The organism is Streptomyces sp. NPDC028368 (assembly GCF_055565615.1).
The window spans coordinates 44,173-67,309 of the sequence record NZ_JBVHTY010000021.1 but is presented as its reverse complement, the minus strand read 5'-3'; the positions used below and the strand labels follow the sequence as shown (position 1 = coordinate 67,309).

Below are 23,137 nucleotides of genomic sequence, written 5' to 3'. Positions count from 1 at the left end.
CCACCGGAGGACCACCTTGTTCAGCATCACCGTCCGCGATCACCTGATGGTCGCCCACAGCTTCCGCGGCGCGGTCTTCGGGCCCGCGCAGCGCCTGCACGGCGCGACGTTCGTCGTGGACGCCACCTTCCGCCGCGCCGAGCTGGACGCCGACAACATCGTCGTCGACATCGGTCTGGCCACCCAGGAACTCGGCGGGGTGATCGGCGAGTTGAACTACCGCAACCTCGATGACGAGCCCGCCTTCGCGGGCATCAACACCTCGACCGAGGCCCTGGCCAAGGTGATCGCCGACCGGCTCGCCGACCGCGTCCGGGCCGGAAACCTCGGCGAGAGCGCCCGCGAACTGACCGGTATATCCGTCACGTTGCATGAGTCGCACATCGCCTGGGCGACATACGAGCGCACGCTGTGAGCGGCACCGGGCCGGGCGCGCGGCGTGTGCTGCACTTCGTCCTGCCCGGCGATATCGATGACCCCGCCACGCCCAGTGGTGGCAACACCTACGACCGCCGGGTGTGCCGCGAGCTCCCGGCGGCCGGGTGGCGGGTGCGCCCGCACACCGTGCGCGGGAGCTGGCCGCGGCCGGACCCGGCGGCCCGCAGGGAACTGGCGCGGGAGCTGGCCGCGTTGCCGGCAGGTGCCCTGGTCCTCCTGGACGGTCTGGTCGCCTGCGGCGTCCCGGAGATCATCGCCCCCGAGGCCGAACGGCTGCGGATGGCCGTACTGGTGCATCTGCCGCTGGGTGACGAGACCGGCCTCGCCCCCGCCCTGGCCCGGGACCTCGAGGCCCGGGAGCGCCGCACCCTGCATGCCGTACGGGAGGTGGTGGCCACGAGCCGGTGGGCCGCCCGGCGGCTCGTGGCGCAGCACGGGCTCGATGCCGCCCGGGTCCATGTCGCCGCGCCCGGTGCCGACGCCGCGCCCCTCGCGCCCGGGACGGACGGCGCCACCCGGCTGTTGTGTGTCGCCGCGGTCGTCCCGCGCAAGGGGCAGCACCGCCTGATGGATGCCCTCGCCACCATCGCCGACCTGCCCTGGAGCTGCGAATGCGTGGGAGGGGTGCGCGGCAATCCCCGATATGTCGCCCAACTGCGGGAAAAGAACGAGCAGTTGGGGATGGGGGACCGACTGCGTTTCGTCGGGCCGCGGACGGGCGCGGAGCTGGAGGCGAGGTACGCGGCGGCCGATCTCCTGGTGCTGGCGTCGTACGCCGAGACCTACGGGATGGTCGTCACCGAGGCGCTGGCACGAGGGATTCCGGTCATGGCAACGGCCGTGGACGGCGTCCCGGAGGCCGTCGGGCGCGCCCCCGACGGCAGCGTGCCGGGTCTCCTCGTACCGTCCGATGACCCGGCGGCGCTCCCCGCCGCGCTGCGCGGCTGGCTCGGGGACCGGGAATTGCGGCACCGGCTGAAGATCTCGGCGCGCGGGCGGCGTGCCATGCTGGAGGGGTGGGAGATGACGTCGCAGAGTCTGGCGGGGGTGCTGGATCGGCTTCGGCACGAGCCGGGGGCGGCGGCATGAGCGCCGCCGAGCGGCCCCGGTTCGCCCCGGAATGGCTGGAGTTGCGGGAGCCCGCCGACGCCGCCGCCCGCGCGCCCGAGCTGCTGGGCCCCCTGCGCGCCGCACTGCCCGCCCAGGCCGGGGGCCCCGGCGGGCCGGTGATCCGCGATGTGGGCTGTGGCACCGGATCCATGGCCCGCTGGCTCGCCGCCCGGCTGCCCGGTCCCCAGCACTGGGTTCTGTACGACCACGATCCCGCGCTGCTCCTGCGCGCCGCGGCCGGGATGCCCCCGGCGGCCGCGGACGGAAGCGCCGTTACGGCCACCACCGAGCACGGCGACCTCGCCCACCTCACCGCCACGGCGCTCGCCGGGACCTCGCTGGTCACCGCTTCCGCGCTGCTGGACCTGCTCACCCGCGACGAGGTGGCGGGGCTCGCCGAGGCCTGTGCCGGCGCCGGCTGTCCCGCCCTGCTCACGCTGTCCGTCGCGGGACGCGTCGAGCTCGCTCCGTACGATCCGCTCGACGGCGAGATCGCCGCCGCCTTCAACGACCATCAGCGCCGCACGGACGGTGGCCGGTGCCTGCTCGGGCCGGACGCGGTCGCGGCGGCCACAGCGGCGTTCGAAGGGTGCGGCGCGACGGTCGTGACGCACACCAGCCCCTGGCGGCTCGGTGCCCGACAGTCCGCGCTCACCGCCGCCTGGCTGGGCGGCTGGGTGGCCGCCGCCCGCGAGCAGCGGCCGGAGCTGGGACCCCGCGCCGTCCCGTATCTGCGACGGCGGCTGGCGGAGTGCGCGGCGGGGGAGTTGAGCGTCACCGTGCACCACACGGACCTCCTGGCACTGCCCCGGCCGCGCCCCGGGACCGTGTGATGCAACGGTCCGTCTGGGCGTGGCTGAGGATGCTCGGCGGACTGGGCATCCTCGCGGTGCTGCTGTGGCACCTGGGATCCGGTGCCTTCCTGGAAGGCCTGCGCAGGATCGACGCCGCCACGCTGCTGGCCGCTGTGGGCATCGGCCTGCTGACCACCGTGTTCAGCGCCTGGCGCTGGTGCCTGGTGGCACGCGGCCTGGGTCTGCGGCTGCCGCTCGGCCGGGCCGTCGCGGACTACTACCGCGCCCTGTTCCTCAACGCCGCGCTGCCCGGCGGCGTGCTGGGTGACGTACACCGCGCGGTACGCCACGGCCGCAGCGCCCACGACCTGGGGCGCGGCGTGCGCGCCGTCGTCCTGGAACGGGCCGCGGGCCAGCTCGCCCTGTTGGCGGCCGGTGCGGTGGTGCTGCTGGTGCGGCCCTCCCCGGCCCTTGGCCAGGTGGGCCGGTTCCTGAGTTCGCCCGGAGCGGTGATCACGGCGGCCGTGGTGACCGCACTGGCCATCGCCGTCGCCTGCTGGAGCCGCGGCGCCTCGCGGGGAGCGCGGGCCGTACGCGCGACGCTGGCCGAGGCGCGCCGGGCCCTGTTCGCGCGCGGCAGCTGGCCGGGCGTGGCGTTCTCGTCCGCGGTGGTCCTGGCGGGATACCTCGGGATGTTTCTGCTCGCCGCCCGGGTGGCCGGAGTCGCAGCGCCGCCGGCCGAGCTGGTCCCGCTGGTGGTGCTGGCGCTGCTGGCCATGGCGCTGCCGCTGAACATCGGCGGCTGGGGCCCGCGGGAAGGCGTCGCGGCCTGGGCGTTCGGCGCCGCCGGGCTAGGCGCGGCGCAGGGGCTCACCACGGCCGTTGTCTACGGGGTCCTCGCCTTCGCCGCGAGCCTGCCGGGCGCCGGAGTGCTGCTCGTCCGCTGGGCCGCCGGACTGCGCCCCGGGCGCCCGGAGCTCGAGCTCGAAGAGCGTGTCCTCGCCGAGCAGGGTCCGCCGCAGCGGCGGCCGTAGCGCGTCCCGCATCACCGGCGTACCGGGAAACCGCAGGCCGGGCACGCCGTCGCCGAGCAGCACCGGGGCGACGGTGAGATACAGCCGGTGCAGCGCCTTCTCCCGCAGGAACCGCGACACGGTGACGCCGCCGCCCTCGACCAGCACCCTGCCGAGGCCGCGCCGCGCCAGGGTGTCCAGGAGGCGGTGCGGGGCGAACGCTTCGGCGTCCGGCAGCACCAGCACATCGACCCCCTCGGGCGCGGGCCCGGCCCCCTCCGGTCCCGTCACCCACACCGTCGGCGCCGCGCCATCCGTGAACACCTGGCGCCGCCGCGGCACCCGGCCGCGCGGATCGAGCACCACCCGCACCGGGCTGTCGCCCGCGCAGGCGCGCACGGTCAGCCGGGGATCGTCCGCCACGGCGGTACCGGCCCCCACGAGCACCGCGTCGGCCAGCGTGCGCAGCCGGTGCAGATGACGGCGGTCCTCCTCCCCGGTGACGTAGTCGGCGTCGCCGGTACGGGTCGCGATGAAGCCGTCCAGACTCTGCCCGAGCTGCGCGAACGCGACGCGGGGACCGGCCAGGCAGAGCGGCAGGTACCGCTCGGCCAGCCGTGCCGCCTCGGGGGAGGCGTCCGTCCCCCACCGCAGCCCGCCGTCGCCGTCCGGTACCAGACCGGCGGCCGCGGCATCCTGTGCTGTACGGATGCGGCGCAACCGGTCCCAGGCCGCTTCCGCATCGAGCAGCTCAGCCATGGGTCTGTGCCCCGGTACCGAACAGTGCGGCATATTCCTCGAATGCCGCGACCAGCCCGGCCAGCAGTTCCCGCCCCTTGCGGGCGGACGCCAGCGACGGGCGGCCGATGACCCCGGAGTCGGTATAGGCCGACATCCCGAGGGTGAGCAGATGCTTGCGGTCATCGGCGACACAGTCCACGGATTCCGCTGATTCCGCCGAATTCGTCGATCCCGGCGAGGCGCGGCCGGGCCGGACCAATTCGGGATGGGCATGTAGAAGGATGGAGGTTTCCGCCTCTCCCGCATGCATATCGCTGTGCGAGGTCGTCTCCGCCCCCGCCCGCTTGCGCGCCGCGTCCCAGTCGGCCGAGCCGGGGAAGAGGGCCATGCGTATCCCCGTGCCACCGGATTCCTGAACCACGTTGCGGAGTACGTAATTTCCGCCGTGGCCGTTGACGAGAATCAAGGTGTCGGTGCCGGACCGGCGCAGTGAATCGGCGATGTCCGTCACGACCGCATGCAGAGTACGGGCCGAAATGCTGACCGTGCCCGGCCATGCGGCGTGTTCGTGGGAACAGGAGATGGTCAGTGGCGGCAGCAGAAGCGCGGGGTGGGCGGCGGCGATCTCCCCGGCGATGGTGCAGGCGATGACCGTATCGGTGATCAACGGCAGGAAGGGGCCGTGCTGTTCGAAACTGCCGATGGGCAGCAGGGCGAACCGCGGCTGCCGGTCCTGCACATCCTGCGTGGTGTCCGCCGGCAGCAGCCCACGGGCCGCATTCCGGGGTACCGATGCGGTCATGGTGGGGTACGGCCTTTCGTCGCGCTCATTCGCCGGGCCGTCGCAGCATAGGCCGACCGCACCGCCCAGCGCTCTCCGCCCGCCCCGCCGACCATCGTCAAACCGGCATAACAGGCGGCCGGTTGGCGGGAATTATCGCGATGTGCGCGACCGCCACTCCTTGCTTCCGCACACCGGTACCATCGCGCCATGACGGACCCCGATGCCGGTATCGCTGACGAGGACGACACCCAGGTCGAACGGGTGGTGCAGGTCCGGCTCCCCACCACACACGGCGAATTTCTCGCCGTCGGCTATCTCGACCTCCGCAGCGGGACCGAGCAAGTGGCCCTGGTGTATGGCGATGTCGTGGGGGAGACGGTGCTGACGAGGGTGCATTCGGAGTGCCTGACCGGAGATGTCTTCGCGTCCACACACTGCGAATGCGGCGACCAATTGTCCGCGGCGCTGCAGGCGATCGTGGCTGCCGGGCGCGGAATTCTGGTCTATCTGCAGGGCCATGAAGGGCGGGGGATAGGGCTGCTGGCCAAGCTCCGGGCGATGAAACTGCAGGAGGACGGGCTGGACACGGTCGACGCGAATCTCGCGCTCGGCCTGCCCGTCGATGCCCGTGAATACGGTGTCGCGGCCGGGATGCTGCGGGATCTCGGCGTCCGTTCGGTAAGGCTGCTGTCGAACAATCCGCGTAAGCGCGCGGCGCTGCTGCGGCACGGCATCACCATCGCCGAACAGGTCCCGCTGCTGATGCCGCCCGGGGCCGAGAACATCCGCTATCTGCGGACGAAAAGGGAGCGGCTCGACCACGACCTGCCGCACCTCGACGGCATTCCCGGCCTGCCCTGACACGGAAGGAGGCCCGCGACCGGCGTCGCGGGCCCCTCTCGGTATTTCTCCGGACTCGCTGCGTATCCGGACCCGCTGCGTATCAGGACGCCGCGGTAACCGTCTGCGCGGCCTCGGCCTTGGCCACCGGAGCCGGTACGACGCGTTCCGCGAGATGGCCGAAGAGCAGCCCGAAGGCGGTCCACAGCACCAGCTGGATGGTGATCGCCGACAGCCGGAACTGCCACAGCAGGGTGGCGGAGAAGTCGTGCGGCACCTCGTCGATGGACGGCAGGAAGGCGTAGGCGATCCCGATGGCGACGGCGAATGCCGCGCCGGCCGCCACCGTGGCGTACCAATTGCCCAGCTTCGGAGCGAGCCGCCGGCCGAAGATCGTGGCGGCGACGGCGAGCAGAATGCCGAGCAGCATCATCAGGAAGTACAGGGCCGTGCGTTTGCCGATGGTGTCGGGGTCACCGACGGACGGCGGGTTGGCCGGGTACTTCAGGAACGGTACGAGGTAGACGGCGAGCAGCGCCGCGCCGGACAGCAGCGCGGCGGTGGCCCGGGGGCCGAAGCGGCCGATGCGGCCCAGCGCGAAGCAGAAGGCCAGCGCGGCGATCCCGCCCAGGGCCACGCCGTAGACCAGCACGCCGGTCGCCAGCCCCGCCGTGGACTGCAGACCACGGCTGACGACTTCCATTTCGTGCTCGTGGCTGTGCGCTTCCTCGAAGGCGATCGCGGCATTCACCCTCGGCTCGCCCAGCAGATAGGCGACGACGAGAGAGAGGACGCCGGCGCCCAGACCGGCGAGCATGCCGCGCACCAGGAGATTTCTGATGGTGACGGAGTTCATGAAACGGCGTCCGATCAGTGGCAGGGGAAGCCGAGGAGGTGGCGTCCGTCGTGGACCCACTCGTGGACGTCCGTGCCGGAGAGCACCGAGGTGGCGCCCTGCTCCGCGCCGATGAAGTACAGCAGGACCAGCATCAGGACGCCGACGAACAGCGCCCAGGGGGCAATTGCCTTGAGGGGCAGCGGGGCCGGGGTGACGGTGCCGGCGGCCGGGGGTGCGATGGTCTGAGCCATGGCAGGACCTCCTGTTAGGGGGAACTCGCGTCCCTAGTCGTTGGAGTGCGTAACGACATGCCGGGTCTGGCTCGCCCGGTCCCGGCCCCCCTGGGGCTGCGTCAAAACCGGACATACAGTGGCGCGACCGCGCCGGGATCTCACCGGCTTCCGTCTTGTCGTCGTCAATATCATCGGGAAGGTACCGCGAACCGACCGGCGAGCCAAGGCCATGGAGGGGGCGGAGAGACGCAGGGAGGGGCGCGTTTTCCGGACAACTCCCTTGCGCGGGGACGTCGTTGCCGTGGCAGATGCACAGCGAGAGAAGAGGGCATGACAACTCGGGTGACGTTGATCTCACCGGCCGCGGGCGAGGCGCAGCGCGCCGTGCGGTTCGACGACGACGGGCCGCTGAGCGAGGCCGGTCTGCGGCGGGCCCGTGCCGCGGCCGGAAAGTGGCCGGCCGCGGGCCGCGTCGTCGTCTCGCCCTCGGCGCGCTGCCGCCGTACGGCCGAGGAGCTCGAGCTGCCGGCGGACCCCGCGCCCGAGCCGGGGCCGCCCGGCTGTGCGATGGGCCGCTGGCGGGGCCGGACCCTGGACGAAGTGGCCGCGAGCGAAGCGGAGGCGGTGTCCGCCTGGCTGTCGGACCCCGGCTTCGCGGAGCACGGCGGGGAGTCCCTGCGGCAGCTGTGCGAACGGACCGAGGACTGGCTCACGCGGCTGGCCGCCGCACCGGGGCGCGTCCTCGCGGTGGTGGAGGTGGATGTGGTGCGCGCCGCCGTGGTGTGCGCCCTGCGGGTCCCGGTGGAGACCTTCTGGCGGCTGGATGTGCCGCCGCTCACGGTCACCGAGCTCAGCGGCCGGGGTGGGCGCTGGAACGTGGGGCTGGGGCGGCCGCTGTGGCAGGGGTGACGGCGGAACCTGCAAACTTGACCTGTCGACCATCTACACATAAAGGCGACATAAGGGCAGAATAAAAGAGTGCGCGGTTCCTATGCCGCGATACGGCCAGGCTTGCGGAGCGAAGGAGGCGAGTCGCATGGCCGACGTCTCACACCACAGGGGCGATCTCGCAGGTCACCCCGATGTTTCTGAGATGCAGGCTCGATACGAGCGGGTTCTCGGCGGGCGTGATGTGATCCTCGTGGACGGGCCGGTGTTCCTGGTCGGCCTGTACTGCGCCGCGTCACCATGGATCGTCCACTACGCGGCCTCGCAGCCCGCTCTGCTGACCCACAACCTGATCCTCGGCATAGCCATCGCCCTGCTGGCGATCGGGTTCACCGTCACGCCGGACCGGATGTACGGCCTGAGCGGCGCGATGTGCGCCATGGGCGTGTGGATGATTGTGGCGCCCTGGATCGTCGGCAGCAGCCCCGACGCGGGCGTGATCTGGAACAACATCATCATCGGAGCCCTCACGTTCCTGCTGGGGGCGATGTGCATCGGTGCGGCCGCAAAGAGCCGCCGCACGACATGAGGCATGCCCCGCACCGGGGCGTGTGACAGACCGTCGGCCCGCCCGCCCTCACCGAGGGTGGGTGGGCCGACGGCCGTCCGGCATCAGGAGATGCCCCCCGACCCCGGCCAGCATCAGCCCGCCCGCCATCAGCAGGCCCTGCCCCAGCGCGATGCCGGCGCCCAGGCCGGCGAGCGCGGTGGCCAGCAGCAGCCAGGCGGAACACCGCCGTAACTGCCCGGTGTGGTCGCCGAGTTGGCGGTGGTCGTCGGGGCACACAGGGCGTCCCTCCCCTCCCGGAGTCTGCCAGTGATCGCACCGTAAGGAGGGATCGCCGGAGGCATTGCCCCGGTGATCCCAAGAACTTAGGGTTCCCTAACAAGAGCGGGTGCGGCGAGCAACCGGCCGCAACGCCACAGGCGTTGTTGTGCCCTGCGCGGCCCTGCCCGTAACGCGGGGAGCCCGCCCGTAAGACCGTTGAGCGGAGAGGTGTTCCCCATGTCCCAGGAGAATCGGCCGGTGGACGAGGCCCGTGAGGTGCTGACCCGGATCGCGTACGGCGCCATGGCGTCACACACGGTGGGCGCCGCCGCCCGCCTCCGGGTCGTCGATCTGATCGGCGACGGCGAGCGTACGGCGGACGAGCTGGCGGCCGAGTGTGCGGCCCGGCCCCAGGCCATGGGGCGGTTACTGCGCGCGCTGGCCGGGCTGGGGCTGCTCGCCGAGAACGCCCCGGGGCGCTTCACCGTCACCCCGGCCGGTGACCTGCTGCGCAGCGACGGGCCGGAGTCGATGTATTCCTTCATCCGGATGTTCACCGACCCCGCCATGCTGCGGTCCTGGGAGCACCTGGACGACAGCGTACGGACCGGCGAGCCGGCCTTCGACGCGGTCTTCGGCAAGGACTTCTTCGGCCATCTCGCCGAAGCGCCGGAGCTCTCCGCCGTGTTCAATGCCGCGATGGGCCAGGCCACCCGGGACACGGCGGCGGTGGTGCCGACGGCGTTCGACTTCGGCCGGTTCACGACCGTGGCCGATATCGGCGGTGGCGACGGCACGCTGCTCGCGGCGGTCCTGCGGGCGTATCCGTCGTTGAACGGCATCGTCTTCGACCTCAGGGAAGGCCTCGCCCAGGCCGCCGACACCCTGGCGCGCGACGGGCTGGAGGGCCGCTGTTCCCTGGTCAGCGGGGACTTCTTCACCACGGCTCCCGAAGGCGCCGACCTGTATCTCCTCAAGAGCGTGTTGCACGACTGGAACGACGAGCAGTGCGCGGACATCCTCCGGCACTGCCGCCGGGTCATCCCGGACGACGGCCGGCTGCTGATCATCGAACCGGTGCTGCCGCCCGTCGTGGACCCCTCGGCCGCCGGCGTCGTCTATATCAGCGACCTCAACATGCTGGTCAATGTCGGGGGCCGGGAGCGCACCCACGAAGACTTCGAGCGGCTGTTGCGGGGTGCGGGCTTCGCCCTGCGGTCCGTGACGCCGCTACCGAAGCCCAACCGCTTCTCCCTGATAGCGGCCGAGCCGGTGTGATGTCCGGGCGGGCGGGGCGTGGGGGCGGTCGCCGTCGGCGGGCACCCTCGCATATGCGGCATGCGGGCGGATTGGGTTAAATCGATACTGTGGGTCGCGGATTCCCAGGGCCGCGGATTCCCTGGGGCGCGGCCCGCCGGACGACCGTCCCGCCGTCCCGCCCGCCCGGAGAGGGAGTGCACGGTGACCGTTCCGCCCGTCGATGACCACGAAGACTTCGCCGATGCCGACCGTGGCTTCATCGCCGCCCTCTACCCGCCCCAGGTCGCCACGGAGGACGGCCGCGTGGTCTGGGACGCCGAGGCGTACGGCTTCCTGGCCGGCAACTGCCCCGACACGGCGAACGAGAGCCTGTGGCGGCAGGGCCGGCTGGTCAGCCGCCAGGGCCTGTACGAGGTCACGGAGGGCATCTACCAGGTCCGAGGTCTGGACCTGTCCACCATGACGCTGGTCGAGGGCGACCACGGGGTTCTCGTGATCGACCCGCTTCTCTCCGCCGAGACCGCGGCCGCGGCGCTGGAGCTCTACCGCAAGCACCGCGGCGACCGGCCGGTCACCGGGATGATCTACACCCACTCGCACACGGACCACTTCGGCGGCGGGCGCGGCGTGCTGCCGCACGGCCACGACACCGTGCCGGTCCTCGCGCCCGCCGGCTTCCTGGAGCACGCCGTCAGCGAGATCGTCTACGCGGGTACGGCGATGACCCGGCGCGCCGTCTACATGTACGGCTCCGCCCTCCCCAAGGGTCCGGCCGGCCAGATCGGCTGCGGCCTCGGCGCCGCCGCCTCCACGGGCACCGTCACCCTCATCCCGCCGACCGTGGACATCACCCGCACCGGGCAGGAGGAGATCGTCGACGGGGTGCGGATCGTCTTCCAGCTCACCCCGGGGACCGAAGCACCCGCCGAGATGAACTTCTACCTCCCGGCCCACGAGGCACTGTGCATGGCCGAGAACGCCACCCACACGATGCACAACATCCTGACCCTGCGCGGCGCGGCCGTCCGCGACGCCCGCACCTGGGCGCGCCATCTCAACGAGGCGCTCGCCCTGTTCGGTGCCGACGCGGCCATCGCCTTCGCCTCCCACCACTGGCCGACCTGGGGCAACGACCGGGTCCGCAGCCTGCTGGCGAACCAGCGCGACCTCTACGCGTATCTGCACGACCAGACGCTGCGGCTGCTCAACCGGGGCCTGACCGGCATCGAGATCGCCGAGGAGCTGCGGCTGCCCCCGAGCCTGGAGCGGGTCTGGGCCGGACACGGCTACTACGGCTCGGTCAGCCACAACGTCAAGGCGATCTATCAGCGCTATCTGGGCTGGTTCGACGGGAACCCCGCGCACCTGTGGGAGCATCCGCCGGCCGAGCAGGCGAAGCGGTACGTCGATGCCCTGGGCGGCGTGGACGCGACGATCGAGAAGGCCAAGCGGTACGCGGAGGACGGCGACCTCCGCTTCGCCGCCACCCTCCTCAACCACGCCGTCTTCGCCGAACCCGGCCACACCGCCGCCCGGCAGGAGCTGGCCGCCGTCTACGACCGGCTGGGCCACGGCTGCGAGAACGCCACCTGGCGCAACTTCTATCTGACCGGTGCCATGGAACTGCGCGGCACCCCGGCCGGGGTACGGGCGACGGCCGCCAACCCCGAGTTGACCGCGGCGCTGAGCGTCGACCGGCTCATCGACTCGCTCGCCATCCGTATCGACGGCCCCCGGGCCTGGGCGGCCGCCCTCTCCTTCGACTGGTACCTCCCCGACGAGGGCCACACCTGGCATCTGACGCTGTCCAACGGGGCGCTCACCTACCTGAGTTCGCCCGGCCCGCCGAACGCCTCCGCCGAGCGCCGCCCGGATCTGACCCTCACCCTCACCAAGCCCCAGCTGCTGGACCTCCTCGCGGGGCGGGGCGCGGCCGGGGTGACGCAGGAGGGCGAGGCCGGGGCACTGAACGAACTCCTCGGGCTGCTCGGCGACGCGGATCCCCGCTTCCCCGTCGTTACGCCCTGACCGGCGGCTGTGGCTGCCGAGACGGCAGGAGGCCGGACCGCAGCCCGGGGGCGAGCGCGAGGGTGACCGCGACCGATGCCGCCGCCATCGCCGCCATCCCCGTGGCGGGCGAGGTGCGCTCGGCGACGGCACCCGCCAGGGCGGCGCCGATGCCCTGCCAGGTCAGCATGCCGCAGGAGTGCAGACCGAGGGCGTGCCCGCTCAACTCCGGTGGGGTGAGCGCCATCAGACGCTCCTGGAGCAGCAGCCCCGCCGAGTAGCCGACGGTGGCGAGCACCACCGCCGCCATCGCCGGCGGCAGGGACGGATGCAGGGCGAAGAGCAGATACGGTGCGGCGAGCAGCAGACAGAGCGGGACGGCGAGCCTCTCGCGCCAACGCCGCGGCACGAACCGGCCGGTCACCGTGTCCCCGGCCAGCATGCCGAGCGCGCCGCAGGCGAAGAGCAGCCCCGCGTGCCGGGGCGTGTAGGGCACGTACAGGGACTCGCAGCCGACGATCAGCCCGTTGGGCACCCACAGGGCGAGGTAGACATGGCGGCGGGGGCCGGCGGACCAGAGCCGGGCGTTGGCCCGCCAGGTCTCGGTGAGCGACGGCCGCCCGGTGGCGCGGGGCGGCCGGCGGCTCAGGCCGAAGCGGGCGGCGGCCGCGGTGGCGAGGTACAGCCCGGCGCCGGTGAGCAGGGTGCCGCGCGGCGACAAGGCGGTCACCAGCACGCCGCCGGCCGCGAACCCGGCGATCTGGAGTACGCCGACGGACATGTTGAGCACCGAGCGGCCGAGCAGATACCCCTCCCTCGGGAGGATCTCGTGGAGCAGCCCGTAGCGCACCCCGCCGGCCGGCGAGGCGAGGATCCCGAGGCCCAGGAGGACGGCGAAGACGGCTCCTACGGGGAGGCCGGGGAGTGCTTGGACGGCGGTACCGAGCCCGAAGAGCAGCGCAAAGCCGGTCAGGGCGGCGCGCGGCGGCAGCCGGTCGGCCGCCGACAGCAGGGTGGCCGCGCCGATCACCTGGGAGAGGGAGGGGCCGAACATGGCGAGGGCGGAGAGAAGGGGGGAGCCGGTCGACGCGTAGACCAGCGTGCCGAGCGCCAGGCCCGTCACCGTCTGGGCCGCCACCTGCCCTGCGGATGCCAGGAACAGCGGGGTGAACTCCGGTGTTCTGAAGAGTTGTTGATAGGTGCGCATGGCCGGAGTCTCGGAGGCCGCGCGAGCCGGGCGTTAATGTTTCGCGGGGAGGCGAAACGATGGGCTGGTGGCAGGTCAGCGCGGACACCCTCGCGGGCAGCCGGTTCGTGGTCTCTCCCTTGGCGGAGGCCCTCGCGAGCCTGAAGACCCTGGAGCGGGGGACCGCCGCCCACCCGGGCGAACGCGGCTGGCTCGACGCCCACCTGCCCGCCTACCGCCGGCGCCTGGCCGACGACCCGCTCACCGCCCTCCTCATCCGTGCCGCGCTGGGCCGCACATGGAACGCGACCTACCTGACTCCCGTACCAGCCGACGATCTCCCGGGTCAACACCCGGATTTCCCGGTGGAGTTGGCGCGCATCCGGGAAACGCCGCCCGACGCCGCGCGCGCCGACCTGACCCGATCGCTGTGCGGGCCGCTTCCCGGCCGGCTGCACCGCGATGACCTGCCGGAGCGCACCGCCGACCTCCTGGAATGGGTCTGGACGCAGACGGTGCTCCCCGACTGGCCGCGGCGCCGGCGCGTTCTCGAGGCCGATGTTCTCGCGCGTACCGCGCAGTTGAGCCGGCACGGCTGGGCCGCGGCGCTGGGCGAGATGCGCCCGGGGATGCGGTGGCTGGGGGAGAACCGCCTGCAGATCACCACGTACGACCATCCCGCGCGGGAGCTGTCCGGGGCCCGGCTGATGTTCGTCCCTGTGACGCCGAGCCAGAGCTGGGTCGCGTGGGACGCGCGCCGTTACGCCGTGGTGTACCCGTGTGCGGGCGCGCTGGCCGAAGCGGGCGGCCCGGCGTCGGCGCCCTCGGCGCTGGGCAGGCTGCTCGGCCCGGCGCGGGCGGCCGTCCTTGTGCTGCTCGACACCCCGAAGAGCACCACGCAGCTGGTGGCGCTCACCGGCCAGGGTCTGGGATCGGTGGGCCGCCATATCAGGGTGCTGCTGGATGCCCGCCTGGTCGGACGGCGGCGTGCCGGGCGGTCCGTGCTCTATTACCGGACGGATGCCGGCGAGGTTGTGGTGAGGGCCCAGCGGGAGGAGACCCCCGTCGCGTCTTAGGTTAGGCTTGCCTAAGTTGAAGTGAGGCGAGGGGATACGGCGTGTGGGATTCCGAGCTTTCCGGGCGGACGGCGCTGGTCACCGGCGCCGGGCGCGGCATCGGCGAAGCCGTGGCGCGGCTGCTGGCCGAGGAAGGCGCGCGGGTGATCGCCGTGGACCAGGACGCGCAGGCCATAGCGGCGCTGGAGGCTGCGTACGGGGGCGCGCGGATCACCGCCCGCGCCGTCGACATCACCGACCGCACGGCCGTCGACGGCCTGGTGGACGAGGCCGAACGCACCGTCGGCCCGCTGGACATCCTCGTCAACGTGGCCGGTGTGCTGCGTACCGCGCCGGTCGTCGACCTCACCGATCAGGACTGGGACGACACCTTCGCCGTCAACACCACCGGCGTCTTCCGGATCTCCCGCGCCGTCGCCCGCAGAATGACCGCCCGCCGGACCGGCAGCATCATCACCGTGGGCTCCCATGCGGCGGGTGTACCGCGGGCCGGGCTGGCCGCCTATGCCGCGTCCAAGGCCGCCGCCACCCTCTTCACCAAATCCCTCGGCCTGGAACTGGCCGGCAGCGGGGTGCGCTGCAACGTGGTGTCGCCCGGCTGCACCTACGGGGACCTGCAGGCCCCGCACCTCGGCACCCCCCTCGGCCGGATCGCCGAACCCCTCGATATCGCCGAGGCCGTCGCCTTTCTCGTCTCGGACCGCGCCCGCCACATCACCATGCACGACCTCTACGTCGACGGCGGCGCGACGCAGTACGCCTGAGCGCTCTCGGCGGGCCGGTGTGTACCACCGACTGCCCTGCTCCCCGCTTCCCGTCGCCTCCCGTCCCAGCGAAAGGCCCCGTCATGGCGCGCCCCCTCCTCGCTCCGCTCACCGCCGCCCAGCTCGCCCTCTGGCACACGCAGGTCCGGGACCCGGACAGCCCCGCCCACACCACGGCCGCCTGCGTCGAGATCCACGGCCCGCTCGACCCCGTGCTCTTCGCCGAGGCGCTGCACCGGACCGTCGGCGAGAGTGACGCGCTGCGCGTACGTATCGAGGAAACACCGGACGGGCCACGTCAGTTCCCGCTCGAGATCGAGCCACCGGGGCACGGCTTCGCGCTGCACGCCGCCGACCTCCTCGACCAGGGCGATCCGGACGCGGTGGCCGGCGCCTGGATGCGCGACGACCTCACCCGCCCCTTCGGTCTCGCCACCGGACCGCTCTTCCGCAACGCCCTGTTCCAGGTCGGCGAGCGCCGCTGGCTCTGGTACCAGCGGGTGCACCACATCGTCCTGGACACCTACGGCTTCGCGCTGGTCGTCCGCCGCGTCGCCGAGGTCTACAGCACCCTCGCCGCCGGGAAGGAGGCGGGCCCCAGCCCCTTCGGACGGCTCGGCGATCTCGCGGCCGAGGAGGCGGCATACCGGGCGAGCGAGGCGTACGACGCCGACCGCACCCACTGGCGCCACACCTTCGCCGACCGCCCCCAGGCCCCCATCCTCGCCGGGCACACCGCCCCCGCCTCGCGCACCGCGCTGCGCACCACCGCCTGGATCGGCACCGAACTCACCGAGCGGATCGACGCACTGGCCGGCGCCGTCCGCGCCACCTGGCCCGAAGTCCTCATCGCCACCCAGGCGTGGCACCTCGCGCACACCACCCGCTGCAGCGACGTCGTCCTCGGCCTCCCGATGCGGGGCCGGATGGATGCCGCCGCGCTCCGGGTCCCCGGCACCGTACGCAACGTCCTGCCGCTGCGTCTGTCCGTACCGCCGAAGGCGACCTTCGCCGACCTCACCCGGCAGGTGGCCCTCGGCATCCGCGCCGCCCGCCGCCACCAGCGCTACCGCCACGAGGATCTCCGCCGCGATCTCGGCCTGCCCGATGCGGGGCGCCCGCTGTTCGGCCTCCTGGTCAACCTCATGCTCTGCGACGACGCGCCCGCGTTCGCCGGAGCGCCCTCCGCCATCCAGCACCTCGCTACCGGAGCCGTCGACGACCTGACCCTCACCCTTCACCGCCGGGACGACGACGGCGGGCTGCGCATCGACCACGACGCCAACCCCGCCCTGTACGAGGCGCGGGAACTCGCCGCCCACCAGGACCGGTTCCTGGACCTGCTGGGACGTATCGCGGACGCCGATCCGCACCGCTGCCTCGTCACCCCGGACCGCGCCGACGCGGGGGCTCGAGCCGTCTGATGGACTGGCGCCCGAGACCAGCGCCCACGCGGGAAGGGACCCACGAGACGATGCACGACAGCGACGACTCCGTACTGGTGCACACCGACGGCCGGGCCGGCTACCTCACCCTCAACCGGCCGCGGGCTCTCAACGCCCTCACCCACGCCATGGTGCGCCGGATCGACGACGCCCTCGACACCTGGGAGCGGGATCCGGCGGTGACCACCGTGGTGATCAGCGGAGCCGGCGGTCGCGGGCTGTGTGCCGGTGGCGATATCCGCGCCATCCATGACGACGCCCGCGCCGGCGGTGGCGCCGCGTCGCGGGCCTTCTGGCGGGACGAATACCGGCTCAACGTACGGATCGCCCGCTGGCCCAAGACGTATGTCGCCCTGATGGACGGCATCGTGATGGGCGGCGGCGTCGGCATCTCGGCGCACGGCGGCGTACGGATCGTCACCGAGCGCTCCCGGATCGCCATGCCGGAGACCGGAATCGGCTTCGTACCCGATGTGGGCGGGACCTTCCTGCTGTCCCGTACGCCCGGTGAGCTGGGCACCCATCTGGCGCTCACCGGCGCAGCGGTGGGCGCGGCCGACGCCCTGGTCTGCGGCCTCGCCGACCGCTTCCTGCCCGCCGACCGCCTGCCGGAATTCGCCGCCGCGACCGCCGGCACCGACGTGGCCGAGGCGCTGGCCCGGTACGCCGCCCCGGCACCCGAAGGCGAACTGGCCCGGCACCGCACCTGGATCGACACCTGCTACGCCGCCGACTCGGTCGAGGAGATCATCGAGCGGCTGGAGGACAGCGGCGAACAGGAGGCGAAGCAGGCCGCGCAGACCCTCATGAGCCGGTCACCCACCGCCCTCAAGGTCACCCTCGCCGCGCTGCGCAGGGCCCGGACGCTCGGGTCCCTGGAGCAGGTCCTGGACCAGGAGTACCGGGTCTCGTGCGCCGCGCTCGGCGGGCCCGATCTGGTCGAGGGGGTCCGTGCGCAGATCATCGACAAGGACCGCAGCCCGCGCTGGTCCCCGGCCCGGCTGGAGGAGGTGTCCGAGGGCGAAGTCGCCCGGCACTTCCGGATGTTGGGCGACGAGGAACTCGGTCTGGCCGCCAGGCGGACGTCAACCTCGTCACAACAAACCATCGGGTGACACCACGCCCCACGGGCACCACCGCACCGCACCGTGACACTACGGTCCCCGGACGGCGCGGGTGGCTGAACGGTTCTGCCACCGGCCCCGTCTTGCCGCCGGGTGGGGCAAACTGGGCCGGTGTCGAGCAATATTCCCGAAGAATCCACCAGTTTCGTCGGGCGTAGGGACGAACTGCGCAGACTGAACATCGAGTTGGCGCAGCACCGGCTGATCACCCTGACCGGCCCCGGCGGGGTCGGCAAGACCCGGATCGCGATGCGGGCGGCGAACGCTGCGGTGCCCCGCCATCCGGACGGGGTGCGCTGGGCCGATCTGTGGCCCCTGCAAGGCGACCGGCTGCTGTCGGCCACCGTCTGTGACGCCGTGGGGCTGTCCGACCACACGGCGCGCATGCCGGTGGCGGCGCTGTGCGACTGGCTCTCCGACAAGCGGATACTGCTCGTCCTGGACTCCTGTGAGCACCTCGTCGACGCCTGCCGGGACCTGATCGGTGATCTGCTGACGGCCGCCCCGCTGGTCACCGTACTGATCACCAGCCGGCAGCCGCTGGACGTGGTCGGCGAGTGGATCACCGAGGTCGAGCCGCTGCCGGTCGAGGGCGACAGCGACGCACTGACCCTCTTCCGCGAACGGGCCGGCGCCGCAGCCCCCGGCATCCGGCTCACCGACGCCCACAACGCCGCCGCCGCGACCGCCATCTGCCGGCGCCTCGAAGGCATCCCGCTGGCCCTGGAACTGGCCGGCGCCCAGCTCGCCAACAGCTCCGCCGAACGGGTCGCCGAACGGCTCAACTCCCGCTTCGACGCCCTCGAAAGCGACCACACGGCCCGGCCCCCGCGGCACCGGACCCTGCGCACCGCCATCGGCTGGAGCCATGAGCTGTGCGAGCCGCTGGAGCGGCTGCTGTGGGCGCGGCTTTCCGTCTTCCGCGGCACCTTCGACGAGGAGTCCGCACGGTCGGTCTGCGCCGGCGGCCCGCTGACCGGGCAGGGCGTGGGCACCGCACTGCAAGGACTGGCCGCCAAGTCGGTGATCAGCCGTGAGGGCCGGCGCTACCGGATGCTCGACACGCTGCGCGAGTACGGCCGGCTGTGGCTGCAGGAACTGGGCGAGGTGACGGCGCTCGCCGACCGCCATGCCGCGCACTTCGTCGGCTTCGGCCGCCGGGCCGAGACCGGCTGGCTGAGCCCGGACCAGGTCAGATGGTACGGACGGGTCGCCGAAGCCCATGTCGACCTGTGCACCGCGCTCGACCACCTCCTGGTCGCCGACCCCGAACGCGCCCAGGAACTGAGCGCCTCCATCGGCTTCTTCTGGAGCTGCTGCCGCCATCTGCACGAGGCCCGCGGCTATCTGGAGCGCGCCCTCGCCGCGCACCTGGCCCCGAGCCCGGCCCGTACCCGGGCGCTGTGGATGCTCGGCGTCGCCCTGCTGCTCCAGGGCGACCTCGACACCGCCGACGAACTGGGCCGCCAGTGCTCGCGCGCGGCCCGCGAGGACGGCGACGCGGAGGCGATGCTCGCGGCCGGCTATCTCGTCGGCCTCACCCACCTGATGGCGGGCCGTCCGCTGGCCGCGTACACCGTCGCCGACCATGTGCTCGGCCCGATGCCGGACTTCCCCTTCGACTCCGCCGCCCGGCTGCGCTGCCACATCATCCGGATCTTCGCCCTCACTGGCCTGGGCAAGCTCACCGAGGCGCGGGCCGAGGCCGCCGAACTGCGCCGCGGCTGCGCCGCGCACGGCGAATACTGGGCCCGTTCCTACGCGGACTACCAGCTCTCCCTGATCGCCCTCCTCCAGGGCCGCCCGACGGACTCCGCGGACCACGCCCGCGCCATGCTCACCGCCAAACAGGGCATCGGCGACAACTTCGGCATCGCGCTCGGCCTCGACCTGCTGGCGGCCGCGGTGGCGGCACAGGGCAACGGCGAAAGCGCCGCCGTGGTCTACGGCACCGGCCAGGCCTACTGGCGCACCGTCGGGCATCCGCAGCGCGGTACGCCGGAACTGCGCGCCGTACGCGAGGAGTGCGAGCAGCGGGCGCGCGCGGCCATCGGCGACGAGGCATACGCGGACGCCTTCCGCCGGGGCACGGAGGGACGCCCCGAGGCGTCCCTGGCCAGGGTCCTGTCCGGCGATCTCTAGGAGGCGGGCTCGGACGCGGGGTCGCCGGCCAGCGCGTACAGCAACTCATAAGCGGTGTCCACCATGTGGCAGGTGCGTCCGCGGCGGGTGGCGACCGCCATCAGGCCCGTGCCGGACGCGGGGTGGAAGCCGAGGAACGCCTGCTGGCCGAAGGTCGCCCCGACGTGGAAGAGCAGCGGCCCGCGCGGCGCCGGGTGCTGATACCACGTCAGCGTATGGGTGTGACGGTGCTGCCAGCCGCGGCGCAGCAGGGGGGTCTGGACATCGCGCAGGGCCCCGCTCAGCGGGGTGCCCTCGGGGGAGAGATGCGCTTCCAGGTAGGTGAGCAGATCGCCCGGCGTGGCGTGCACCGCTCCGGCGGCACGGAAGCCGCCCATGTCGGTGCTGGGGACCGGGGTCCGGCCGTTCGTACGGTGTCCGATGGCGTCGGTGCCGGTGGTGCCGGCACCGAGTGTGGCCCCGGTCAGCGCGAGGGGCCGCAGCACCCGGTCGGTGAGCAGGGTGGCGTAGTCGGAGCCCGCGGCGCCCTCCATGGCCGGGCCGAGCAGCGCCAGCCCGAAGTTGGAGTAGCGCCAGCGGGTGCCGGGCAGGTGCCGGGTCCGGGTCCGGGCGAAGGTGCTGAGCAGCTGCTCGGTGTCGTAGCGGGCGTACCCGTTGCGGTACGGGTGCAGCAGCGCGCCGGCCACCAGATCGGCGGGGATCCGGGGCAGTCCGGAGGTGTGCGTGGCCAGGTGCCGCAGCGTGATCCGGCGCGAGGCGGTGTGCGGGAGACGCACGCGCGGGAGGTGGTCGGCCAGCGGGTCGTCGAGGGACAGCACACCGGAGCGGGCCAGCTGGGCGAGCAGCAGCACGGTGAACGTCTTGGAGAGCGAGCCGAGTTCATAGCGCAGCGCGTGGCGGGGCGTGGCCGGCGCGAGGGCGGTGCCGCCGGTGATGACGGTCCGCCGGCCGTGGTGGGTGACGCCCAGAACGGTGTCCGGGGCGTCGATGAGGGTGACCGCCTCCGCGAGACGGTCACCCAGGGCGCCACCGGGGCGGTCGCGGCTCATCCGGCGGCGTCGGCGGACAGCGACCGGGAGGTGGCCATCGCCGAGGCGAACGCGGCCACCAGGGTGGGGTGATGGACGAGGTCGAAGACGTCCTGCGGATCGCCGGCCGGCATCCCGCGCTGAATGGGCATCGCCCCGCCGTCGGACTGCGCGGCGGCATACCGCTCCCACATTTCACCGTCCAGAACGGGCCGCGGCAGACAGGCGTCGACGACGAGGAGTTCGCCGAGCAGATCCCAGTGTTCGAGGTCCGCCCAGTCGTCCATCCAGGCGGGCAGGTACCGCGCGAGATATTCGGCCATGGCCGGCGGGATGCGCTCGGGGGCCTCGCCCCAGTTGGTGACGTGGAAGACGGTGTGCGTGAGGTCGTAGGCGATGTGGTACTGCACCGTCCACGGTTCCGGCAGCTGCCCGAGCCAGGTGGCCGCCAGTGCCTGGTCGAAGTCGGCGCTCGGCGCAAGCTTCATCTTCCGCTCGGCGTTGAGGACACCGAGCCGCCGGTTGGGCACCATCTCCAGCGCCGTCCAGGTGCCGGTGTGCCGGCAGAGCTCCAAGGCCGTCTCCAGTGCGGGATGGCGGTGGCCCAGTTCGTGGAAGGTCGCATAGACCTCCAGCGGTACGGGGGAGAGCGGCTCCTCCTGCTGGAGCGCGGCCAGCACATTGCCGCCGTCCAGCAGCTCCCGCCAGGCGAAGTCCAGCAGCTGCCCGGCGCGGGCGTGCTGCCGCGAACCGGCCACGCCTTCCCGGAACAGCACCTGCATATTGATCGCCAACTCGCCGATCGGCTTGAGCCGTTCGATCAGGGCGCCGCCGGTGGCGCGGTCCTCATCGGTCAGCCGGAAGAAATCGCGGTGGTTGTCGAGCCAGGTCAGGGCCCGGTCGCCGACGCCGTGCAGCAGCGCCGGGGGGGCGGCCGTCACCATCACGGGATTGCCTCGCTTTCGCAGGGGGTCCGCCGGGCCGTCGCGGCCGCCCCGACCGGGGCGATCCGGGCGAGGGTGCCGGCGAATGCGGTCACCAGGGTGGAGTGGTAGCAGGCCGTGAACGCCCCGGCGGGGTCCTCCGGGCGTGGTGCGGTGCCGGTCTCCGGGACGCTGCCGTCGGCCGCCTGGGCACCGGCCAGCCGTTGCCAGGCGACGGGATCGTAGGGAGCCTCGGGCAGGCAAGCGGTCACGGCCAGCAACTCGCCTGCCAGATCCCATAGTTGTTCCTCCAGCCAGTTCTCCAGCCAGGAGGGGAGCCACAGTCGCAGATAGTCGGCGAACTCCTCGGGCAGCCGCCGGGGGGCGCGCCCCCAGTCGGTGAGATGGAAGACGTCGTGGGTCACGCCGTACACCGCCTTGCGGTCCAGCGCCCAGGGCTCCGGCAGCCGGCCCAGTCCGGTGTGCCCCAGGACGGCGTCGAAATCGGCGTGTGGCCGCAGCCCGATCCGCCGCTCCGCGTTGAGCACGCCGAGCGTACGGGTGTGATCGTCGCGCGCCACGCGCCAGCCGCGCAGCCGCGTCGTCGTCGACAGCAGCTCGTCGACGGCCGCATTGCGCAACCCGCCCCGGGCGAAGGTCCCGTAGATCTCCACCGGGTAGGTGGCGTGCGGCTCGCCGCGGATCAGTTCGGCAAACAATTCCCCTTCACGTGTCTGACCCCAGGCGAACGAGAAGAGCCCGTCCGCCGCCTCGCGCAGAGCGGCAAGGGGATGCATCGAAGAGATCAAATGACTCAACTCGGCCAATTCTCCGAGCGGTTTGAGCGTCAGGTTGGGGTCGGCGTCCGTGGTCACGTTCGGGGGCAGGCGAAAGTGCGGCCGCGCCCCGTCCAGCCACCCCAGACTGTCCCCGACCATCCGGTCCAGCAGCCCCGGGTCGCCCCGGCCGCCGGTCACCAACCCCGTCCGTAGAACCGCTGGGCGGCCACCACATGCAGCGCCACGCGGGCGTCGCCACCGCTCATCTGCCGTACGAAGGCGAGCCCGGCGTCGAGCCCCAGGGTCGTCGGCACGTCGGGCATCCGCGCCAGCCAGCGCCCCACGCCGGCCGCCTGCAGCCAGTCGCGGCGGCGTACCGCGCGGACAAATCCGCGTGCCAGGTCGTCGGTACGGGTCATCAGATCCTCGGCGAGGCCCGGCGCAAGCCCGGGGAGGGCGAGCGCGGCCAGCTGTGATGCCCGGTGGGCGAGCTTGGGCCAGGGATCGGCCTTTACCCAGTCGGCTTCGGCCTGTGGTGGCGGCGGCCAGTGCTCCGCGCCGCCGGGCAGATACGAGTGCGAGGCCTCGACCAGGCCCCGATAGCTCCACACCGACACCTCCGAGGCATCGGCTCCCGGCGGGTACGCGGCGAGCGCCTCACGCACCACGGTCTCGTCGTCGCCACCGGGAGGTGCCCGGTGGTCCAGTGCATACGGTGCGAGCGCGTCCGCGCCCAGCACCCGCAGCGCCGCCAGCGATACCGCATCGCCTTGCCGCAGAATGCGCGACAGGGCATAAGGGTCGCCCTCGCCCCGAAGGGCGAGGGCGACCCCGGTTGCGGCATCGGCAATCACAGCGCTCAGTGGGACTGCGCCCTGCGCCTGTTCAGCCAACG

The 23,137-nt window shown here is 72.6% G+C and carries 23 protein-coding genes and 1 pseudogene; 14 read left to right on the top strand and 10 right to left on the bottom strand.

The genetic code is table 11. From position 1 onward, the window contains the following. The first annotated feature begins 16 nt into the window (after positions 1–16). The 4 genes from ACZ4S3_RS35220 to ACZ4S3_RS35205 are packed head-to-tail and all read left to right on the top strand — an operon-like array spanning position 17 to position 3,376. The gene (locus tag ACZ4S3_RS35220) at positions 17–415 is read left to right on the top strand and encodes a 6-pyruvoyl trahydropterin synthase family protein (protein ID WP_467941964.1); all 399 of its coding nucleotides are present in this window, start codon (positions 17–19) and stop codon (positions 413–415) included. Beyond that, positions 412–1,527, top strand: a complete 1,116-nt coding sequence (locus ACZ4S3_RS35215) for a glycosyltransferase family 4 protein (RefSeq protein ID WP_467941962.1) — start codon at positions 412–414, stop codon at positions 1,525–1,527. The genes ACZ4S3_RS35220 and ACZ4S3_RS35215 overlap by 4 nt, the downstream gene beginning before the upstream one ends. After that, positions 1,524–2,381: a methyltransferase domain-containing protein gene (locus ACZ4S3_RS35210; protein WP_467941960.1), complete on the top strand. Its 858-nt coding sequence runs from the start codon at positions 1,524–1,526 to the stop codon at positions 2,379–2,381. The genes ACZ4S3_RS35215 and ACZ4S3_RS35210 overlap by 4 nt, the downstream gene beginning before the upstream one ends. After that, positions 2,381–3,376, top strand: coding sequence for a lysylphosphatidylglycerol synthase transmembrane domain-containing protein (locus ACZ4S3_RS35205; protein WP_467941958.1), 996 nt, complete (start codon positions 2,381–2,383; stop codon positions 3,374–3,376). The genes ACZ4S3_RS35210 and ACZ4S3_RS35205 overlap by 1 nt, the downstream gene beginning before the upstream one ends. 102 nt (positions 3,377–3,478) lie before the next feature. Here ACZ4S3_RS35205 and ACZ4S3_RS35200 read toward each other — a convergent pair. Together ACZ4S3_RS35200 and ACZ4S3_RS35195 are read right to left on the bottom strand one after the other, a co-directional pair. Further along, positions 3,479–4,114 (bottom strand): annotated as a pseudogene (locus tag ACZ4S3_RS35200) (RibD family protein); the annotation flags it as partial. Further along, a complete protein-coding gene (locus ACZ4S3_RS35195) occupies positions 4,107–4,898 on the bottom strand; it encodes a creatininase family protein (protein ID WP_467941956.1) in 792 nt (263 codons plus the stop codon). The pseudogene ACZ4S3_RS35200 and the gene ACZ4S3_RS35195, both read right to left, overlap by 8 nt. A gap of 189 nt (positions 4,899–5,087) precedes the next feature. On the opposite strand from ACZ4S3_RS35195, the gene ribA reads away from it, so the two are divergent. Then, positions 5,088–5,741, top strand: a complete 654-nt coding sequence (ribA, locus tag ACZ4S3_RS35190) for a GTP cyclohydrolase II (RefSeq protein WP_467941954.1) — start codon at positions 5,088–5,090, stop codon at positions 5,739–5,741. Positions 5,742–5,823: 82 nt separating this feature from the next. Here ribA and ACZ4S3_RS35185 read toward each other — a convergent pair whose 3' ends face one another. Both ACZ4S3_RS35185 and ACZ4S3_RS35180 read right to left on the bottom strand, forming a co-directional pair. After that, the gene (locus ACZ4S3_RS35185) at positions 5,824–6,576 is read right to left on the bottom strand and encodes a CbtA family protein (protein WP_467941952.1); all 753 of its coding nucleotides are present in this window, start codon (positions 6,574–6,576) and stop codon (positions 5,824–5,826) included. A 14-nt stretch (positions 6,577–6,590) separates the two neighbouring features. Beyond that, on the bottom strand, positions 6,591–6,809 hold the full coding sequence (locus tag ACZ4S3_RS35180) for a CbtB domain-containing protein (RefSeq protein ID WP_467941950.1): 219 nt from the start codon (positions 6,807–6,809) through the stop codon (positions 6,591–6,593). 312 nt (positions 6,810–7,121) lie between these two features. Between ACZ4S3_RS35180 and ACZ4S3_RS35175 the strand changes: the two genes are divergently transcribed. After that, positions 7,122–7,700, top strand: coding sequence for a histidine phosphatase family protein (locus ACZ4S3_RS35175; RefSeq protein ID WP_467941946.1), 579 nt, complete (start codon positions 7,122–7,124; stop codon positions 7,698–7,700). 127 nt (positions 7,701–7,827) lie between these two features. Then, a complete protein-coding gene (locus tag ACZ4S3_RS35170) occupies positions 7,828–8,268 on the top strand; it encodes an SPW repeat protein (RefSeq protein ID WP_467941942.1) in 441 nt (146 codons plus the stop codon). Between the two features lie 48 nt (positions 8,269–8,316). Here the strand turns inward: ACZ4S3_RS35170 and ACZ4S3_RS35165 are convergent, their stop codons facing one another. Continuing rightward, positions 8,317–8,526 (bottom strand): hypothetical protein, encoded by a 210-nt coding sequence (locus tag ACZ4S3_RS35165; protein ID WP_467941940.1) that lies wholly within the window; start codon positions 8,524–8,526, stop codon positions 8,317–8,319. A 219-nt stretch (positions 8,527–8,745) separates the two neighbouring features. Between ACZ4S3_RS35165 and ACZ4S3_RS35160 the strand changes: the two genes are divergently transcribed. After that, on the top strand, positions 8,746–9,786 hold the full coding sequence (locus ACZ4S3_RS35160) for a methyltransferase (RefSeq protein ID WP_467941938.1): 1,041 nt from the start codon (positions 8,746–8,748) through the stop codon (positions 9,784–9,786). 183 nt (positions 9,787–9,969) lie between these two features. After that, positions 9,970–11,796, top strand: a complete 1,827-nt coding sequence (locus ACZ4S3_RS35155) for an alkyl/aryl-sulfatase (protein WP_467941936.1) — start codon at positions 9,970–9,972, stop codon at positions 11,794–11,796. Here the strand turns inward: ACZ4S3_RS35155 and ACZ4S3_RS35150 are convergent. Next, positions 11,786–12,982, bottom strand: a complete 1,197-nt coding sequence (locus ACZ4S3_RS35150) for an MFS transporter (RefSeq protein WP_467941933.1) — start codon at positions 12,980–12,982, stop codon at positions 11,786–11,788. The two genes, ACZ4S3_RS35155 and ACZ4S3_RS35150, sit on opposite strands and share 11 nt — an antisense overlap. 59 nt (positions 12,983–13,041) lie before the next feature. Here ACZ4S3_RS35150 and ACZ4S3_RS35145 point away from each other — a divergent pair, with 59 nt between their 5' ends. From ACZ4S3_RS35145 to ACZ4S3_RS35125, 5 genes are all read left to right on the top strand, one after another. Beyond that, the gene (locus ACZ4S3_RS35145; protein WP_467941931.1) at positions 13,042–14,037 is read left to right on the top strand and encodes an ArsR/SmtB family transcription factor; all 996 of its coding nucleotides are present in this window, start codon (positions 13,042–13,044) and stop codon (positions 14,035–14,037) included. A 41-nt stretch (positions 14,038–14,078) separates the two neighbouring features. Further along, on the top strand, positions 14,079–14,801 hold the full coding sequence (locus ACZ4S3_RS35140) for an SDR family NAD(P)-dependent oxidoreductase (RefSeq protein WP_467941929.1): 723 nt from the start codon (positions 14,079–14,081) through the stop codon (positions 14,799–14,801). Positions 14,802–14,884: 83 nt separating this feature from the next. Next, complete coding sequence (locus ACZ4S3_RS35135) at positions 14,885–16,225, top strand: condensation domain-containing protein (protein WP_467941927.1); 1,341 nt, start codon at positions 14,885–14,887, stop codon at positions 16,223–16,225. Between the two features lie 50 nt (positions 16,226–16,275). Then, positions 16,276–17,361 (top strand): enoyl-CoA hydratase/isomerase family protein, encoded by a 1,086-nt coding sequence (locus ACZ4S3_RS35130; RefSeq protein ID WP_467941925.1) that lies wholly within the window; start codon positions 16,276–16,278, stop codon positions 17,359–17,361. 120 nt (positions 17,362–17,481) lie between these two features. Further along, positions 17,482–19,512: an ATP-binding protein gene (locus tag ACZ4S3_RS35125; RefSeq protein WP_467941923.1), complete on the top strand. Its 2,031-nt coding sequence runs from the start codon at positions 17,482–17,484 to the stop codon at positions 19,510–19,512. On the opposite strand, the gene ACZ4S3_RS35120 is transcribed toward ACZ4S3_RS35125, so the two are convergent. The 4 genes from ACZ4S3_RS35120 to ACZ4S3_RS35105 are packed head-to-tail and all read right to left on the bottom strand — an operon-like array spanning position 19,509 to position 23,135. Next, complete coding sequence (locus ACZ4S3_RS35120; RefSeq protein ID WP_467941921.1) at positions 19,509–20,561, bottom strand: serine hydrolase domain-containing protein; 1,053 nt, start codon at positions 20,559–20,561, stop codon at positions 19,509–19,511. The genes ACZ4S3_RS35125 and ACZ4S3_RS35120 overlap by 4 nt on opposite strands. Then, positions 20,558–21,484 (bottom strand): DUF6895 family protein, encoded by a 927-nt coding sequence (locus tag ACZ4S3_RS35115; RefSeq protein ID WP_467941919.1) that lies wholly within the window; start codon positions 21,482–21,484, stop codon positions 20,558–20,560. Before ACZ4S3_RS35115 ends, ACZ4S3_RS35120 begins: the two co-directional genes overlap by 4 nt. Further along, a complete protein-coding gene (locus tag ACZ4S3_RS35110) occupies positions 21,484–22,440 on the bottom strand; it encodes a DUF6895 family protein (RefSeq protein WP_467941917.1) in 957 nt (318 codons plus the stop codon). The genes ACZ4S3_RS35115 and ACZ4S3_RS35110 overlap by 1 nt, the downstream gene beginning before the upstream one ends. Then, on the bottom strand, positions 22,437–23,135 hold the full coding sequence (locus ACZ4S3_RS35105; protein WP_467941915.1) for a hypothetical protein: 699 nt from the start codon (positions 23,133–23,135) through the stop codon (positions 22,437–22,439). Before ACZ4S3_RS35105 ends, ACZ4S3_RS35110 begins: the two co-directional genes overlap by 4 nt. Between the last annotated feature and the right edge of the window lie 2 nt (positions 23,136–23,137).

Coding starts and splice junctions, on each gene's coding strand:
- ACZ4S3_RS35210 (WP_467941960.1), top strand. CDS start 1,524: ATGAGCGCCGCCGAGCGGCCCCGGTTCGCCCCGGAATGGCTGGAGTTG.
- ACZ4S3_RS35205 (WP_467941958.1), top strand. CDS start 2,381: ATGCAACGGTCCGTCTGGGCGTGGCTGAGGATGCTCGGCGGACTGGGC.
- ACZ4S3_RS35195 (WP_467941956.1), bottom strand. CDS start 4,898: ATGACCGCATCGGTACCCCGGAATGCGGCCCGTGGGCTGCTGCCGGCG.
- ribA (WP_467941954.1), top strand. CDS start 5,088: ATGACGGACCCCGATGCCGGTATCGCTGACGAGGACGACACCCAGGTC.
- ACZ4S3_RS35185 (WP_467941952.1), bottom strand. CDS start 6,576: ATGAACTCCGTCACCATCAGAAATCTCCTGGTGCGCGGCATGCTCGCC.
- ACZ4S3_RS35180 (WP_467941950.1), bottom strand. CDS start 6,809: ATGGCTCAGACCATCGCACCCCCGGCCGCCGGCACCGTCACCCCGGCC.
- ACZ4S3_RS35175 (WP_467941946.1), top strand. CDS start 7,122: ATGACAACTCGGGTGACGTTGATCTCACCGGCCGCGGGCGAGGCGCAG.
- ACZ4S3_RS35170 (WP_467941942.1), top strand. CDS start 7,828: ATGGCCGACGTCTCACACCACAGGGGCGATCTCGCAGGTCACCCCGAT.
- ACZ4S3_RS35160 (WP_467941938.1), top strand. CDS start 8,746: ATGTCCCAGGAGAATCGGCCGGTGGACGAGGCCCGTGAGGTGCTGACC.
- ACZ4S3_RS35150 (WP_467941933.1), bottom strand. CDS start 12,982: ATGCGCACCTATCAACAACTCTTCAGAACACCGGAGTTCACCCCGCTG.
- ACZ4S3_RS35145 (WP_467941931.1), top strand. CDS start 13,042: ATGGGCTGGTGGCAGGTCAGCGCGGACACCCTCGCGGGCAGCCGGTTC.
- ACZ4S3_RS35135 (WP_467941927.1), top strand. CDS start 14,885: ATGGCGCGCCCCCTCCTCGCTCCGCTCACCGCCGCCCAGCTCGCCCTC.
- ACZ4S3_RS35130 (WP_467941925.1), top strand. CDS start 16,276: ATGCACGACAGCGACGACTCCGTACTGGTGCACACCGACGGCCGGGCC.
- ACZ4S3_RS35120 (WP_467941921.1), bottom strand. CDS start 20,561: ATGAGCCGCGACCGCCCCGGTGGCGCCCTGGGTGACCGTCTCGCGGAG.
- ACZ4S3_RS35115 (WP_467941919.1), bottom strand. CDS start 21,484: ATGGTGACGGCCGCCCCCCCGGCGCTGCTGCACGGCGTCGGCGACCGG.